This is a genomic window from Sediminitomix flava (assembly GCF_003149185.1).
Classification (GTDB): domain Bacteria; phylum Bacteroidota; class Bacteroidia; order Cytophagales; family Flammeovirgaceae; genus Sediminitomix; species Sediminitomix flava.
This window is the reverse complement of sequence record NZ_QGDO01000006.1, coordinates 141,653-156,543: the sequence shown is the minus strand read 5'-3', so window position 1 is coordinate 156,543 and position 14,891 is coordinate 141,653. Positions and strand designations below refer to the sequence as shown.

General features: G+C 36.1%; 14 protein-coding genes. 8 read left to right on the top strand and 6 right to left on the bottom strand.

The window, feature by feature from the left end; translation table 11 throughout:
- The first annotated feature begins 70 nt into the window (after nt 1-70).
- The 5 genes from BC781_RS19680 (at nt 71) to BC781_RS19660 (ending at nt 5,648) form a co-directional block, all read left to right on the top strand.
- The gene (locus BC781_RS19680) at nt 71-772 is read left to right on the top strand and encodes a hypothetical protein (protein ID WP_146201743.1); all 702 of its coding nucleotides are present in this window, start codon (nt 71-73) and stop codon (nt 770-772) included.
- A gap of 27 nt (nt 773-799) precedes the next feature.
- The gene (gene yfcE / locus BC781_RS19675) at nt 800-1,342 is read left to right on the top strand and encodes a phosphodiesterase (protein WP_109621082.1); all 543 of its coding nucleotides are present in this window, start codon (nt 800-802) and stop codon (nt 1,340-1,342) included.
- Between the two features lie 177 nt (nt 1,343-1,519).
- Complete coding sequence (gene rpsO, locus BC781_RS19670) at nt 1,520-1,801, top strand: 30S ribosomal protein S15 (protein WP_109621080.1); 282 nt, start codon at nt 1,520-1,522, stop codon at nt 1,799-1,801.
- 321 nt (nt 1,802-2,122) lie between these two features.
- Nucleotides 2,123-4,381, top strand: coding sequence for a polyribonucleotide nucleotidyltransferase (gene pnp, locus BC781_RS19665; protein WP_109621078.1), 2,259 nt, complete (start codon nt 2,123-2,125; stop codon nt 4,379-4,381).
- Between the two features lie 403 nt (nt 4,382-4,784).
- On the top strand, nt 4,785-5,648 hold the full coding sequence (locus BC781_RS19660) for a sigma-70 family RNA polymerase sigma factor (RefSeq protein ID WP_109621077.1): 864 nt from the start codon (nt 4,785-4,787) through the stop codon (nt 5,646-5,648).
- Between the two features lie 191 nt (nt 5,649-5,839).
- On the opposite strand, the gene BC781_RS19655 is transcribed toward BC781_RS19660, so the two are convergent.
- Nucleotides 5,840-7,141 carry a tetratricopeptide repeat protein gene (locus BC781_RS19655; RefSeq protein WP_158281530.1) on the bottom strand — a complete coding sequence of 434 codons (1,302 nt, stop codon included), beginning with the start codon at nt 7,139-7,141 and terminating at the stop codon, nt 5,840-5,842.
- Nucleotides 7,142-7,418: 277 nt separating this feature from the next.
- Between BC781_RS19655 and BC781_RS19650 the strand changes: the two genes are divergently transcribed.
- A complete protein-coding gene (locus BC781_RS19650; protein WP_109621072.1) occupies nt 7,419-8,051 on the top strand; it encodes an NAD(P)H-dependent oxidoreductase in 633 nt (210 codons plus the stop codon).
- Between the two features lie 75 nt (nt 8,052-8,126).
- Here BC781_RS19650 and BC781_RS19645 read toward each other — a convergent pair whose 3' ends face one another.
- From BC781_RS19645 to BC781_RS19630, 4 genes are all read right to left on the bottom strand, one after another.
- Nucleotides 8,127-8,696, bottom strand: a complete 570-nt coding sequence (locus BC781_RS19645) for an FKBP-type peptidyl-prolyl cis-trans isomerase (protein WP_109621070.1) — start codon at nt 8,694-8,696, stop codon at nt 8,127-8,129.
- 31 nt (nt 8,697-8,727) lie between these two features.
- On the bottom strand, nt 8,728-9,681 hold the full coding sequence (locus BC781_RS19640; protein WP_109621068.1) for an FKBP-type peptidyl-prolyl cis-trans isomerase: 954 nt from the start codon (nt 9,679-9,681) through the stop codon (nt 8,728-8,730).
- Between the two features lie 148 nt (nt 9,682-9,829).
- Nucleotides 9,830-11,182 (bottom strand): FKBP-type peptidyl-prolyl cis-trans isomerase, encoded by a 1,353-nt coding sequence (locus BC781_RS19635; RefSeq protein WP_109621066.1) that lies wholly within the window; start codon nt 11,180-11,182, stop codon nt 9,830-9,832.
- 11 nt (nt 11,183-11,193) lie between these two features.
- Entirely contained in the window at nt 11,194-12,219 is a 1,026-nt protein-coding gene (locus BC781_RS19630; RefSeq protein ID WP_109621064.1) for a DHH family phosphoesterase, read from the bottom strand.
- Nucleotides 12,220-12,617: 398 nt separating this feature from the next.
- Here BC781_RS19630 and BC781_RS19625 point away from each other — a divergent pair, with 398 nt between their 5' ends.
- On the top strand, nt 12,618-13,310 hold the full coding sequence (locus BC781_RS19625) for a potassium channel family protein (protein WP_109621062.1): 693 nt from the start codon (nt 12,618-12,620) through the stop codon (nt 13,308-13,310).
- A gap of 66 nt (nt 13,311-13,376) precedes the next feature.
- Here BC781_RS19625 and BC781_RS19620 read toward each other — a convergent pair whose 3' ends face one another.
- Nucleotides 13,377-13,973 (bottom strand): RNA polymerase sigma factor, encoded by a 597-nt coding sequence (locus BC781_RS19620; RefSeq protein WP_109621060.1) that lies wholly within the window; start codon nt 13,971-13,973, stop codon nt 13,377-13,379.
- Nucleotides 13,974-14,352: 379 nt separating this feature from the next.
- Here BC781_RS19620 and BC781_RS19615 point away from each other — a divergent pair, with 379 nt between their 5' ends.
- A complete protein-coding gene (locus BC781_RS19615; RefSeq protein ID WP_109621058.1) occupies nt 14,353-14,799 on the top strand; it encodes a nucleoside deaminase in 447 nt (148 codons plus the stop codon).
- Nucleotides 14,800-14,891: the final 92 nt, after the last annotated feature.

Sequence of the window (14,891 nt, the reverse complement as noted above, 5' to 3'; positions counted from 1 at the left end):
TAATATGTCACTTTGCTTGGCATTTTCTTTCTACTTTGTTCACATTTTAGCCCTATGTGCAAAGATTGGAATGGCAGAGTTTCTAGATATGCCTTACGAACTCGATAAGTTGAGTGTAACGATTCTTAGACCTCAGCATGGTTGGCAGAAATCAGAAATCATACTCACTCACTCGATCGGTAGCATCTTTACTTTTTTTCTTGCGGTAATTAGCCGTAGAATTTATAATTGGAGTCTTCGTAAGTCAGTAGCACTTGCTAGTATTGTTTTATGGGTTCACCTCATCAGTATAAGTGAAATTGTAACTGACTTATTCTATGCTAATCTATATATGCGCGAGCTAGGTTTAGCTATGGCTTGGATGGATAACAGTTATCTCGCCCGAATTGTATATATCATCTTAGCCCTCAGCAGCGTATTAGGACTTATTCTTATCAGTAAAACTCTTGTTAAACCATTTCTTTCATTGGCAGCAACAAGACGCGTAAGAGAAAGAAAAAATGCTTTATTTTACCTCAGAGCTATTACACTTGTACCTTACCTTATCATTTCAGTAGTATTCTTATTCGACCCTTACTTTTATCAAACATACAATTTAATACAGTGGTTTTTCATCGGAATTTCAGTACTTCTCATTCAAAATAGAATTCCTTTAAATAGGGAAGTAAAAATCTATAAAGTAGCTACCTTATCCGAATGGTCTTGGTCAAGGTTTTCCTTCCTCGCAGGTTTTATTAGCTTACTACATCTGATAAAAAGCTTTTATTTGTAATATCATTACAAATAAAACTCATCAATCATGAAAATCCTTTTTATTTCAGATATTCATGGCGGAGCCACTGCCCTAAAAAAGATGTTACCAATCATTGAAGATGAAAATCCCGAATTTATCATTATGCTTGGTGATGCCCTCAACCATGGACCTAGAAACCCCTTACCTGAAGGCTACAACCCTCAAGAAGTAGCTGATAGTCTAAACTCATTTAAAGAAAAGCTTATTGCCGTTAGAGGAAATTGTGACTCGGAGGTTGATCAGATGCTTCTCGATTATCCTACAATGGCTGACTATTCGTGGTTTTGTGATAGAGATAAAAAAATGTTCTTAACTCACGGCCATATTTATTATGAAGGAAATTTACCTACTCTTCCTAAAAACAGCATTATCATCTCGGGGCACACACATATACCTGTAGCAAAAAAGGAAAGCGACTATTTCTTTATCAACCCTGGTTCAATTGCTCTACCAAAAGGCGGTTATCCTCCATCTTATGCTATTTACCAGAATGGGCATTTTGATATCATAAGCTTAGAAAAAGAAGTCTTGATGTCTTTAGACTGTTAATGAATTAGATTAGCAAGTATTAAGCTATTAATAACTTGTAGTTTACACATAAATCGCGTATATTTGCGACCGTTTTTATGTTTAACACATAAATATGCTGCGAATAGATTGAATCCCTGTAGCTTGGCTACTAGGCAATGAACTCTCAGTTTATTTATAAATTATTTGTAGTTTACAATGGAAAATATCGAATACTTAACTCCAGAGTACAAAAAAGCTATTTTTGAGAAATACGGTAAAGGTTCTACTGATACTGGTTCTCCAGAAGCTCAAATCGCTTTGTTCACATTGAGAATTTCTCACTTGACTGAGCACTTGAAACAAAACAAGAAAGACAATGCAACTCGTCTTGGTTTGTTGAAACTTGTAGGTAAGCGTCGTAAAATGCTTAACTATCTAGCGAAGAAAGACATTATGCGTTACAGAGCTCTTATCAAAGAACTTGGTATCCGTAAGTAATCATTCGAATAGATCTAAAGGGAATCCTTTTTTCAAAAGGATTCCTTTTTCATACCCTTAAAATTATAGAATAGATCTGTCTTCAAATCCACAAACACTCTTTATCCTATTTTTTATACTCTTTTAGTGGATTTATTTTCTGGATAAGATATTTTATTCAGAAACCTCTGTATATTTGACGATAAGTCATTTAACTGGTCGATCACAAAATACTGGTGAATATTAAGACAGTCAGTCCCTCTCTACTGAATTTCCCCATAACCAGATTACTTTTGACGGTCGTACTCGATGTAAGAAAGAAAGCATTATAAGTAATAAAACATGTTTGAAAACATAATTTCTAAAACAATTGCGCTCCCTGATGGCCGTGAGATTCATATCGAATCAGGGAAGATGGCAAGACAAGCAGACGGTTCTGTTGTATTAAGAATGGGCGACACCATGTTATTGGCTACAGTAGTAGCTACTCCAGACATGAGAGAAGGCGTCGATTTTCTACCATTATCAGTCGATTATCAAGAAAAATTTGCTTCTGCAGGTAAAATTCCTGGAGGATTCCTAAAAAGAGAGGGTAAATTAAGTGATAGAGAAGTTTTGATTTGCCGTCTTGTAGACAGAGCAATCAGACCTCTTTTCCCAGATGACTACCATTGCGATACGCAAATCAATATTTATATGATTTCTGCAGACCAAGAAGCTCAACCAGATGCGCTTGCAGCATTGGCGGCATCTTGTGCACTTGCAGTATCAGATATCCCTGTACTAGAGCCTATTTCTGAAGTTAGAGTAATCAAAAAAGATGGTGCTCACATCATCAACCCTACTCCAGCTCAAATGGATGGTTCTGACCTAGACCTAATTGTTGCCGGTACTGCCGAAAACATTATGATGGTTGAGGGAGAAATGAACGAAGTATCTGAAGAAGATATGGTTGAGGCTATCAAAGAAGCTCACGAGGCGATTAAAGTACAATGTGCTGCCCAACTTGAGCTATCTGAACTAGCTGGAACAACGCAAAAAAGAGCGTATTCAACCCCTCCTTCAGATGAAGAATTGAAAGAAAAAGTTTTTGCTGACACTTACGACAAGTTCTACGAAGTAGTTAAGCAAACAATCAAAGAAAAGCATATCCGTAAAGCTGCTCTTACAGCGGTTAAAGACGAATATATCGCAACTTTCCCTGAAGATGATGATTCAATCGACTTCGGGTTGATCAAAAAATACTTAGGTAAAGTTGAAAAGAAAGCGGCTCGTGATCTTGTATTGAATGACCGCATTCGTTTGGATGGACGTCAATTGACTGAAGTTCGTCAAATTGTTCCTGAAATAGATTTACTTCCTTCAGCACATGGTTCTGCTCTATTCACTAGAGGTGAAACTCAATCATTGACAACTGTTACGCTTGGTACTAAGCTTGACGAGCAAATGATTGATGGAGCTATGGTTCAAGGTACTAATAAATTTATCCTTCACTATAACTTCCCTGGTTTCTCTACAAAAGAGGTAAAACCAAATAGAGGTCCTGGACGTCGTGAGATTGGTCACGGTAACCTTGCTCACAGAGCTTTATCTAAAGTTGTTCCTTCTGACGAGGATAATCCATATACAATTCGTATTGTATCTGACATCCTAGAATCAAACGGTTCGTCTTCTATGGCTACTGTTTGTGCGGGTTCTCTTGCTCTAATGGATGCTGGTGTGCCAATCAAAGGTGGTGTTTCTGGTATCGCAATGGGTATGATCTCAGACCCTGAAACTGGAAACTATGCTATTCTTTCAGATATCTTAGGAGATGAAGATCACCTAGGAGACATGGACTTCAAAGTTACTGGTACAAGAGACGGTATTACTGCATGTCAAATGGATATCAAAGTAGACGGTCTTTCTTACGAAGTACTGACTACTGCTTTGAAGCAAGCTAACGAAGGTCGTCTTCACATCTTGGACATCATGGATGCAGAAATTGAAGCAGCAAGACCTGACTTGAAGCCTCACACTCCAAGATGCGAATCAATCAGAATCGAGAAAGATATGATTGGTGCTGTAATTGGTCCTGGTGGTAAAGTTGTTCAAGAGATTCAAAAAGTAACAGAAGCAACTGTTGTGATTGAAGAAATTGAAGATGCAGGACTTGTTAATATCTTCGCTAGTGACCAAGAAAAAATGGAAGCGGCTAAGAAATGGGTGAACGAGATTGTAGCTGTACCTGAAGCAGGAACTGTTTATGAAGGTAAAGTAACATCTATCCAACCATTCGGAGCTTTCGTTGAATTCATGAGAGGTAAAGAAGGACTTCTTCACATCTCTGAAATTTCTTGGGAGCGTATCGAGTCTATGGATGGCTTAATGGAAATTGGAGAAGAAGTAAAAGTAAAATTGGTAGAGATTGACCAAAAAACTGGTAAATTCCGTCTATCAAGAAAAGTTTTACTTCCAAAGCCAGAAGGTTATGTAGAACGTGAACCTCGTAGAGGTGGCGGAGACCGTCGTGAAAGAGAAAATCGTGGTGGAGGTCGTGACCGTGGACCACGTAGAGATGGAGGAAACGGTAGAGACAGAGACGGCAGAGGACGCAGATAAGAAATATTTAGAAAGTTTCATACGTTAAAATGGACAATAATCCTAGATATTAACGTTATAAATATAGAAATAAAGCTAGCAGAACAGGAGCTGTGAATAACGGTTCCTGTTTTGTACGTTTTCGCCAAAGGTTAGAAGAAAAAGAGATTTTACTGTAGAATGAAAGGCTTCTTTATTAAAAATAGTTCGAACACTTTCGATTTATAAAAAAAAGAAACAGTTTATTCATCCGATGAATTTATAGGACATAGCCATTATTATTCTATACAAAAGGTCTTTTTTTTCAAACACTAACCAACTATTGTAGTTGTTAAGTTTGGTTTAGAAAATTCAAGAACTATTCAAAAGAACGACTCGTTAACAAGGCACTAATTATCACAAATTATATTAAAGGCACCATCTAATGAGACAACTCAAGATTAGTAAGCAGATCACCAACAGGGAATCGCAATCACTAGACAAGTATCTTCAAGAAATTGGTAAAGTCGATCTATTGACACCCGATGAAGAAGTGGAATTGGCTAAGCGAATCCGTGAAGGCGATCAAAGAGCTTTGGAAAAGCTTACAAAAGCAAACTTACGTTTTGTGGTTTCGGTGGCTAAACAATATCAAAACCAAGGTCTTTCTCTTGGTGATTTGATTAATGAAGGAAACCTTGGTCTTATCAAAGCTGCTCAACGTTTTGATGAAACTCGTGGTTTCAAATTTATCTCTTATGCTGTATGGTGGATTAGACAGTCAATTCTTCAAGCACTAGCTGAACAATCAAGAATTGTACGTTTACCACTAAACAGAGTAGGATCTCTTAACAAAATCTCAAAAACATTCTCAGAGTTAGAGCAAAAGTACGAGCGTGAGCCATCTCCAGACGAGCTTGCTGAAGTTCTTGATGTAACAACTAATGAAGTTGTTGACACCATGAAAATTTCAGGTCGTCATGTCTCAATGGACGCTCCATTCGTACAAGGTGAAGAAAACAACCTCTACGACGTCTTAGAGAATGATCAAGAAGAGAAGCCTGATACAGAATTGATGAATGACTCGCTTAGAAGAGAAGTTCAAAGAGCGCTTTCGACGCTTACAAAAAGAGAAGCTGATGTCATCACATTGTATTTTGGTTTGAATGGAGAGCATTCTATGACTCTTGAAGAGATTGGCGAAAAATTCAACTTAACACGTGAAAGAGTTCGTCAAATTAAAGAAAAAGCCATACGAAGACTTCGTCACACATCACGAAGTAAAGCTTTGAAGCCTTACTTAGGATAAGACATAAACTATTATAATAGTATTTTATTCTTGTAATAAAATAAACCCCGAATGAATTAGGCTAAACCTATTCTTCGGGGTTTGTCTTTTTCTGCGCAACTAATGATACAAAAAAGAAAAGCCAAAGAAGAAATTAATCTTCAATGGCTTACTTAGTTTTTAGCTAATTGGTATTTTTATTTAGTTACAGACTAAAGCTCTACTGCTCCTAGCTGTACTAACATATAATCTGCTGCATTTGAGAAAGGACCTTTCTTCGCTTTATTAAACGTTGAGGTAGCCTTTTCTTTATTTGCATCTTTTTCAAACATTCCAATAGTGAACGTATAAGTCACTTTATCAATTGGTGCAAGTCCTGGTTTTGTCAACAACTGCTTCAACTGGCTAATTGCAGCATCTTTTTGGTTATTCTTACCATAAGCAACTGCTTTCAAATAAGCTACTCCAAGAGCTTGAGGGTACTTAGTTAAACACTGTTCTGCCAATTTAGAAGCTTCTGAATATTTATGACTCAAAATCAATAAGTCAATATATTCTGAGTAAATCTCTACTGTTTGCTTATCATTTCCTGTCTTTCCTTTCAAGGCTTTATCATAATAACCAACAGCCGATGCAGTACCTGCTCTTTTAAGGGCTAAATCAGCCAACATTAAGTTTGCCTTAGCAAAGCTAGGGTCAATAGTCAATGCTTTTTTCAACATTGTTTCTGCCTCATCCCATTCATGAAGAGTCATCATAGTTGATGCTACATTGTAATAATAATCAGGCATCAATCTAGCAACCTTAGGCTTGTAAGGTCCATAACTTGCTTTCTGAAGAATTTCAACCGACTCTTCAAACTTTCCTCCATTGTAAAGAGCCAATCCCCAGTTATAATAAAACTTAGCACTAGATTTTGGGTCTGAAGAATTCAGAAAACCAACACCTTTTTTAAGCACAGTTGCAGCTTCTGCAAATTTCTTTTGCTCATTATAAATCAAACCTGCTAAGTAATATGCTTCTGTCTTAGCAGAAATTTCTTTATAAGACTTTTGACTATACTCAAGCGCTTTAACCTTATCTCCAGAGTTATAATAAAGATTTGCGATCTCTAAATAACTTGTTGCCTTATCTCCAGGAGAAAGGACTTGTGCATATTTATCTAGCGTTTCAATGTATTTTAAATCATTTTTAGTCTCTTTATAAACCTTCAATAATGACTGAAATACTTGAGGGTAATTACTTCTCAAACTCAATGCTTTATTCCATGCCTCAATAGCCTTATCAGTTTGCTTCAATGCTAACAAACACTCTCCTTTTGAATTGTAAATAAGTGAAGAAGTATCTGCGACTGCAAGACCTAAATCATAATTACTGATTGCTGCTTGAAAATCTCCTTTGGCTTTCATCTGCTCACCCAATTTAAAGAATACCATATCGGCATTATCTTGAGCTGAAGCTGAAAAAATACCCAGAACCGAACATAATGAGGCTATTAAAACTAATCTTTTCATAAGATTCATTATCCTTTGAGTGTTATTTATAGTAGAACGAAAAGTCTCCTTTTATAGTATATAATCAGTTGCTTTCCTGATCTCGATTTGGTTTTAGTTACTTCAAGCTTTTTAGGCAAAAACTATGCACATTTTACTCTTCGCTTGTATCATTTAATTAATGTTTAGATATTCTAGTATGAATACTTAAACTTTTAGATATTCATCACCTTAATATTTAGACAAATAGTAATTCATACTTTAACCAAATTCACACTAAACATTGCGTAAATAAATCATGAATACCTTCATTGATGCACTAAATTGGCGATATGCCGTCAAAAAATTTGATAACACAAAAGAAGTTTCAGTAGAAAAACTTGAACGCATTTTAGAGGCTGGACGCCTTTCTGCTTCATCATACGGCTTACAACCTTATACATTTCTTCTTATAGAAAATAAAGAACTGAGAGCTAAACTTAAAGATGCTTCTTGGAATCAGACTCAAATTGTGGATGCCTCACACCTGTTAGTATTGTGTGCAAACTCAAGCCTTTCTACACATGATGTTGACCTTTATATTAAACAAATAGCCGATACTCGTGGGTTAGAAGTTTCAATGTTAGAAGAGTTCAGTCAAATGATGAAAGGCACCGTAAATTCTCGATCACAAGAAGAACTAACGGTATGGGCTCAGAAGCAAGTATACATTGCTGTGGGTAACATATTAGCAGCTGCTGCACTTGAAAATGTTGACTCATGCCCTATGGAAGGATTTGACCCTGCAGCATATGTAGAAATACTCAATTTATCCGAGAAGAATCTGCTACCGACGGTTGTTATTCCGCTTGGCTATCGCTCAGAAGATGATAGCTATCAGCAGATGCAGAAGGTTAGAAAAAAATCAGCAGATTTATACAAAACGATATAATTTCTAAATAGAAAAAGCCTTTCTATTCATGTAAAATAGAAAGGCTTTTTCTTTTGAAAAGAAGTATTATGAAGGCTAAATAGGTGCCTTAAAGTTTACACTATCAATCGTTACTTCAAACTGTAATATTGCATTAGATTTGATTTCGGGTAACCTACCTGTAACCCCATAACCCGTAGCAGAAGGGAATAGATAAATAGTAGAACCTCCTACTGGTAGTTCTCCTCTAAATACTTCAGTCCATCCAGGAATAACATCTGTAGCTCCTACAACCATTTCAAATGGGCCTGAAATATCAGTGCTCTGATCAAAAATAACCCCATCTAAAGTAGACCCGATATAATCAATCAAGAGTGTGTCTCCAACTGTGGCATTGATTATTGTATCTGGTTGAGGAAATGGACTTGGAATAGGAAGAATATGAATCCCCGTTTCTTCTGTGATCTGATATCCTTCAACTTGTCTGAAATCAAAATCATCTCCTAGACCATACTCAGCAGCAAATAAATCAGACAGATAATCAATATGCGTCTCTATCTGCATTTGCTCAATTTCTGATTGGTCAAATTCTGATCCTCCAAAATTATTACAAGATGTAAAAATGCTACCCAAAAAGAGTAAGCTATAAATAATACTTCTTCTCATTCTATTCGTTGTTTTCTAGCTCTCGTCGTTATTATTCTGTTACCTCTCGTACATAAACATCGAAGTAAATTGGTTCAAATGGAGGAATAGTTCCATCCGATGAACCTGTAGCCCCATAACCAGCTCTTGAAGGAATAAAGATCAATGCTCTTTCTCCTTGCTTCATATTCAATAGCCCTTGACTAAAACCAAATACAAAGCTTGTTGTATCTAGTTCAAAAGTTGTATCGAATGCTTCATCAAACATATCACCGTTTTCAAGGAAAAAACCTTGATAATCTGCATTCACTTGGCTATCTGTTGTTACTGAGGTTGTATCTCCTCTCGATAAAATTCTAACTTTTACTACCCCAGAATCTAATCTTTCGATTAAATCTTCAATAACAAAAGGTTCTGGTAACTCTCCAATTTCAGTTAACACATCTCTAGCCAAAGAATCTAATGACTCTTCAATCAACTCATCTTCCATGGCGTTCTGTTCAGCCAAGGTGCGAATAGCTTTAAGACGTGTGTCATATTTGAAAATTGCCCCTGATGGAATAAGAACATCAGTAGAAAAACCAGGAGAAGCACCTGCTGGTATTCCCGAAGGAATATAAAATTCTGCACGCTGACCTTCAGTCATCTCTTGAACTCCTTCACTAAATCCTAGTGAAAAAATTGATGAATCCGGAATGAATTTAAAACCTTGTGAAATTCCAAGATATTGACCTTCTCCATTTTCAGCGTTCGGATCAAAGATATAAGCGTAGTAATCGGTTTCTAAAACTAAATTAGACTCAGCATTTTTAGAACTTCCCTCTTCTACTGTAACTACATAAGAACCACTTGAGGTTTTTACTGCATTCTCTAAAAGGTCATTTTCAGTTAAAAATGCCTCAATGGTGTTGATATTCTCCTGTGTTATGTCATCTGTATCATCAAAACAGCTAGTCATAGAAAAACTCAAAGCTGTTAACATCAACGTATATATCTTTGCTCTCATAAAAAGTAGAAGTCTGAATCCGCACTACTGTGTCTTAAAAACGATTAGTGGTCTAATTTCAAATGACATATTTTAAGCCATAGGAAATAGACCACTAATTTAGACACGTTCAATGAAAAAAACGTTGTTTTTTGAAGATTTCTTTTTATTACTTCGCCTTTTTAACATCCACAAGCTCTACATCGAACTTTAATGGACTATATGGAGGAATATCTGCACCAGCACCTCTTTCTCCATAACCTAAATTGGAAGGAATCAATAGTGTTGCCTTCGAACCTTTCTTCATTAATGCGATACCTTCATCCCATCCTTTAATTACTCGACCTTGTCCTAAAGCGAATTCAAAAGTCTCGTTTCTATCCAATGAAGAATCGAATTTTTTACCATTCAACAAAGTACCTGTGTAGTGCACAACTACAGTATCTCCTACTTGAGGATACTCTCCTGAACCTTCTTCTGTGATTACATACTGTAAACCTGATTCAGTTTTTGTACTTGTCAAAGAATTATCTTTTACGTAGGCAACAAGATCAGCTTTTTCTTTCTGTACACGAGCTTCCATATCTTTCAGACGTTGCTCTTCAAGTTCAACATCATCCATGAACCCTACTACTTCAACCTCAAATTTCAATGTAGCATTTGCTGGAATTGTTGGGCTTACTCTATCCTGATATCCCAATTTTGAAGGAATAAGAATAATAGCTTTCGAACCTTCATCCAATAAAGGAACAACAGCATCCCAACCCGCTATAACTTGTTTTTTACCTGGCTTAAATTTGAAAGACTCTCCTCTATCGTAAGAGTTATCGAATTCTTTTCCAGACTCTAACAAAGTACCTCTGTAGTTCATTACAGCTGTTTCACCTTCTGTATATTTACCGCCATTACCTTGCTCAGTAATTACATAGTAAGTACCATTTTCAGCTTGTAACAACTCAAGATTATTTGCTTTTGCATATTCTTCGATGCTTGCTTTTTCTTCTTCATAACGTTCCTCCATAAAAGATTCACGCTTCTCCATTGCAATCTTACGAAGAGAATCAGCTTCAGCTCTTACAACTTTAACATCGTCATATACTTTTAGAAGACGTACACGAAGCTCTAATTCATCTTGTGGATCAAGACCTCTGAACATCATGTCACCAGCTGTTGTATTCATCACCAAGCTATCGCCTTGAGCACCTAATACCAAGATTTCTTCTAGTCCTCTTGGAGACTCAGCATTACGAATAGGTGTAAAAGATGGCATATCATACATATAACCAAACTCTGCTAATACAGAATCTTTGGCATTTACTACCTCTCCTCTATACGATACGTAAGTATTAGACTTTGGCTTTACTAGTAAAGAGTCTACTACGCCTTTATTTTCAGCGGCAATGATTCGCTTATACTTGTGACCCGCACTTGTCTCACCTGATTCCTCAGAAGAACTACAAGCCGTATACAACCCTAGAGATGCAACACATGCACTCCAAAGTATTTTTTTTCTCCAGTTCATTAAAAAGTTTTTTATTGATTTTCGATTTTAACTGATAACATACTCGAAAGCGCCTCCTCAAAGGTTTGAATTGCAATATCAAGATTTGAGTTTCTCAGAATTCCTCCTGCTGCATTTTTGTGCCCACCACCATTAAAATAGTTAGCAGCCAACTCAGCTACAGAGAAATCACCGATCGAACGGAAAGAAATTTTGACATTCCCTTCTTGCTCTTTAAAAAATGCTGCAATTCGAATACCTTCAATAGATAAAGCGTAGTTGACCACGCCCTCACTATCTCCTGTTTGTGTATTAAAACGCTGTTGGTCTTTTTCAGTAATGGCAAAATACGCAGCCTTAAGTGGTCTGAGAATCGTTAATCTTTGATTTAGGGCAAAACCTAAAAATTTGATTCTATTCTCAGAGTTATTGTCATAAACAAGGTTATGAATCTTAGCGGTGTCTAAACCTAAGTCTTTAAGGTCTGCTGCTATGCGGTGAGTTCTGCTTGAAGTACCAGGATACTTGAAAGAACCTGTATCAGTCATTATTCCCGCATAAATATTTGCTGCCATCGGGATGTCAATCTTATGGCTACCTTCGTCCATCAAGATGAATTCATAAATCAGTTGCGCTGTTGCTGCTGCACTGATATCCCATAGTTCAAAGTCTGCAAAGTCTTCTTTTCCTTGGTGATGGTCAATAACTACGAATTTCTTTTTTCCTAGCTGAGCCTTCACCAAATTCTCCATTTTGTCAACTCGATTTAAAGAAGAGAAATCAAGACAAAAGATAATGTCTGCTTCTCCAATAATCTTAGCTGACTTTTCTTCATTGCCATTATCATAGACAACAACCTTATCATGCCCTTCCATCCAATTCAAGAAGGTAGGATAATCATTTGGAGAAATAACTGTAGTATTGTGCCCTGCTTTTCCCAAGTAAGAAGCCAAAGCTAGGCAAGAGCCTAATGCATCTGCATCTGGTTTTTGGTGTGGCAAAATAACAGCCTTTCTTGGTGTTGCTAGATATTGTTGAAGATCCTTAAAATTGTACATATAAAAAACTAGATAATACAATGCAAATTTGCTAAGAATCCTGTTTTTTCCCAAACAGCGATTCTTATGAATATCTTAACTTTATTTTATGCTTTTGTAGCTTGAAGAAAACATTTTAAGAAGTATTACTACTTACTCTTCAAAACGAAATTAAAAACTATAAAATTTGCAAAAAGTACTTTGTCTATTTTTAACTAAGAGTTACTTATTAAGATTTTGAGCCAAAATAGAATAGAAAAGTATATTTAGGTCAATATAAAATAAATTATTTAGAACTTTTTTCTTTTCAATAGCCGAAAAACAAGTTCAATTTAAAATTCAATCGTATTTTTAACCAACTTCTTTTTTTCGACGTAAAAAAATCGGTTACAACACATCAATTTAACTCATAAAATTTTATGACTCAGAAATTCGCAGTCATTGGATTAGGGCAATTTGGCTCTGCCGTTGCTCGTAAACTTTCTCACGAAGGTGCAGAAGTGCTAGCCATAGACAAAAACATAGATAGAATAGAAATAATAAAAGACGAAGTAGCTTTTGCTGTAGCTTTAGATTCTACTGACGGGAAAGCACTAAAAGCACAAAGCGTTCAAGATATGGATGCTGTACTTGTGGCTATTGGGGAAAATATTGAAGGGCTTTTACTTACTGTTGTTCAATTGCTTGAATTGAACATTAAAAGAATTATAGCAAGGGTTGTAAGCCCTCAGCAGAAAATCATCCTAGACAAACTAGGGGTTTCTGAAGTTATTTCTCCCGAAGATGCGATGGGAGAAGCAATTGCTGAAACGCTGTTGAACCCTCACATGCATTCTTTTTTGAGTTTACCTGACAACCATCAAATTGCAGATGTAAGTCTTCCCATTCGATTAATTCAAAAAACTGTTGGTGAGTTAGACTTTGAGGAAAACTACAACTTAGAATTATTGGCAATCAAACGTACTTACGAAACCACTAAAGATGGACACCGCTATCGTCAGCAGCATTTAATCAAAAAGATTCGATCGGATATAGAGCTAGAAGCACAAGATGAACTTGTCATTTTTGGGTTAGATGAAGATATTGAGACGTTCTTGAAAGTGAACAGCTAAGAAATAAAAAACTCTTACCAAGCTTGGTAAGAGTTCATCATATATTATTGGGGAAATATATTCGAATTAGATCAGTGCCTCACTTACTTCAAAAGTAGCACTTTGTTCCATCAACTTTCTCAAGTTGATCAAAGCATATCTCATACGCCCAAGAGCTGTATTGATACTCACATTGGTAGAATCTGCTATTTCTTGGAAACTCATCTGCATGTAATGACGCATCATTAAGACCTCACGCTGAGTATCTGGTAACTGCTCAATATAGAAACGTAGTTTATCATAAGTTTCTTTTTTGATTTGCACCGACTCATAAGAATCCTCTGCAAAGTCCATCGTATTGAACAATGGAAGGCTCTCCTCCATGACCATAGATGGATATCTTTTTTGCTTTCTGAAATAATCGATAGCCATATTGTGAGCAATACGAGTGATCCATGGCATAAACTTACCTTCTTCATTGTATCGCCCAGACTTTATCGTATTTATAGCTTTGATAAACGTATCTTGTAGTAAATCTTCAGCTACATCAGAGTCTTTCACGACAAGTAAGATTGTAGTAAATAGCTTGTTTTTATACCTATTTAATAAGGTTTCAAAAGCTAATTCATTTCCATTTTTGTACTGCTGAACAAGATCAGAATCTTTAACTTTATATTTCCCCATTGGTTGTAGTTTTTAGCAAGTGAAAAAAATAAAATTCTTAGTTTTATTCTATTTAAAAACCTTTGATTGAATTTGAGTCTTCTTGTGAATTATCACAGTTTTACTTGTTTGGGTATTCCTAACAAATATTTAAAGGTTTTAAGGTAATCACAATAAAAGAGTAAATTTTTAGTCTATTCAAAGACTGTGTTTACCGAATTTATGAGTATTTCTATCTAAAAAAGGGATTCTATTCACTTTCGAAGAAGTGATTTCCCCATAATTTTAAGCGATTATTCAAAGAATTACATATTCGACCGTATAACACGAAATCGGAATATATCTTAATATTATCCAACTTTGTGCCAAACATCATTCAACCTTCAGCATTAACAAAACTATGGAGCTTTATAGCCACGAATATTTTATGAATCAAGCCCTTAAAGAGGCTCAAAAAGCATATGAGGAAGATGAAATCCCTGTAGGTGCAGTAGTGGTTTGTCAAAATAAAATTATAGGCAGAGGTCATAATCAAACTGAGAAACTTGGCGATCCTACAGCTCATGCAGAAATGATTGCGATTACAAGCGCTACTCAATATTTAGGAAATCGATACCTCGATCAATGTACATTGTATGTTACTTTGGAACCTTGTGTCATGTGCGGAGGAGGCTTGTATTGGAGTCAGATCGGAGGGATTGTATACGGTGCTCCAGACCTAAAAAGAGGATATAGCACTGTCAGTGATAAAATCATCCATCCAAAAACTCAGGTTATTTCAGGAATCAAAGCTGAAGAATGTGAAGAATTAATCCGAAGTTTTTTCAAAAAACTGAGAAAAAAATAAGGACTCCCACATCAATAGTAAAGAAATAAAGAGTTCAGATTCATTCCTCTTTAACCAACTAAAAATCAATACTAAAAAAAAGAGGTAAATGA

Excerpts from the sequence above, each read along its gene's own strand:
- yfcE (WP_109621082.1), top strand. The coding sequence starts at position 800 with ATGAAAATCCTTTTTATTTCAGATATTCATGGCGGAGCCACTGCCCTA.
- BC781_RS19655 (WP_158281530.1), bottom strand. The coding sequence starts at position 7,141 with ATGAAAAGATTAGTTTTAATAGCCTCATTATGTTCGGTTCTGGGTATT.
- BC781_RS19650 (WP_109621072.1), top strand. The coding sequence starts at position 7,419 with ATGAATACCTTCATTGATGCACTAAATTGGCGATATGCCGTCAAAAAA.
- BC781_RS19660 (WP_109621077.1), top strand. The coding sequence starts at position 4,785 with ATGAGACAACTCAAGATTAGTAAGCAGATCACCAACAGGGAATCGCAA.
- BC781_RS19680 (WP_146201743.1), top strand. The coding sequence starts at position 71 with ATGGCAGAGTTTCTAGATATGCCTTACGAACTCGATAAGTTGAGTGTA.
- BC781_RS19615 (WP_109621058.1), top strand. The coding sequence starts at position 14,353 with ATGGAGCTTTATAGCCACGAATATTTTATGAATCAAGCCCTTAAAGAG.
- BC781_RS19640 (WP_109621068.1), bottom strand. The coding sequence starts at position 9,681 with ATGAGAGCAAAGATATATACGTTGATGTTAACAGCTTTGAGTTTTTCT.
- BC781_RS19625 (WP_109621062.1), top strand. The coding sequence starts at position 12,618 with ATGACTCAGAAATTCGCAGTCATTGGATTAGGGCAATTTGGCTCTGCC.
- BC781_RS19635 (WP_109621066.1), bottom strand. The coding sequence starts at position 11,182 with ATGAACTGGAGAAAAAAAATACTTTGGAGTGCATGTGTTGCATCTCTA.
- rpsO (WP_109621080.1), top strand. The coding sequence starts at position 1,520 with ATGGAAAATATCGAATACTTAACTCCAGAGTACAAAAAAGCTATTTTT.
- BC781_RS19645 (WP_109621070.1), bottom strand. The coding sequence starts at position 8,696 with ATGAGAAGAAGTATTATTTATAGCTTACTCTTTTTGGGTAGCATTTTT.
- BC781_RS19630 (WP_109621064.1), bottom strand. The coding sequence starts at position 12,219 with ATGTACAATTTTAAGGATCTTCAACAATATCTAGCAACACCAAGAAAG.
- BC781_RS19620 (WP_109621060.1), bottom strand. The coding sequence starts at position 13,973 with ATGGGGAAATATAAAGTTAAAGATTCTGATCTTGTTCAGCAGTACAAA.
- pnp (WP_109621078.1), top strand. The coding sequence starts at position 2,123 with ATGTTTGAAAACATAATTTCTAAAACAATTGCGCTCCCTGATGGCCGT.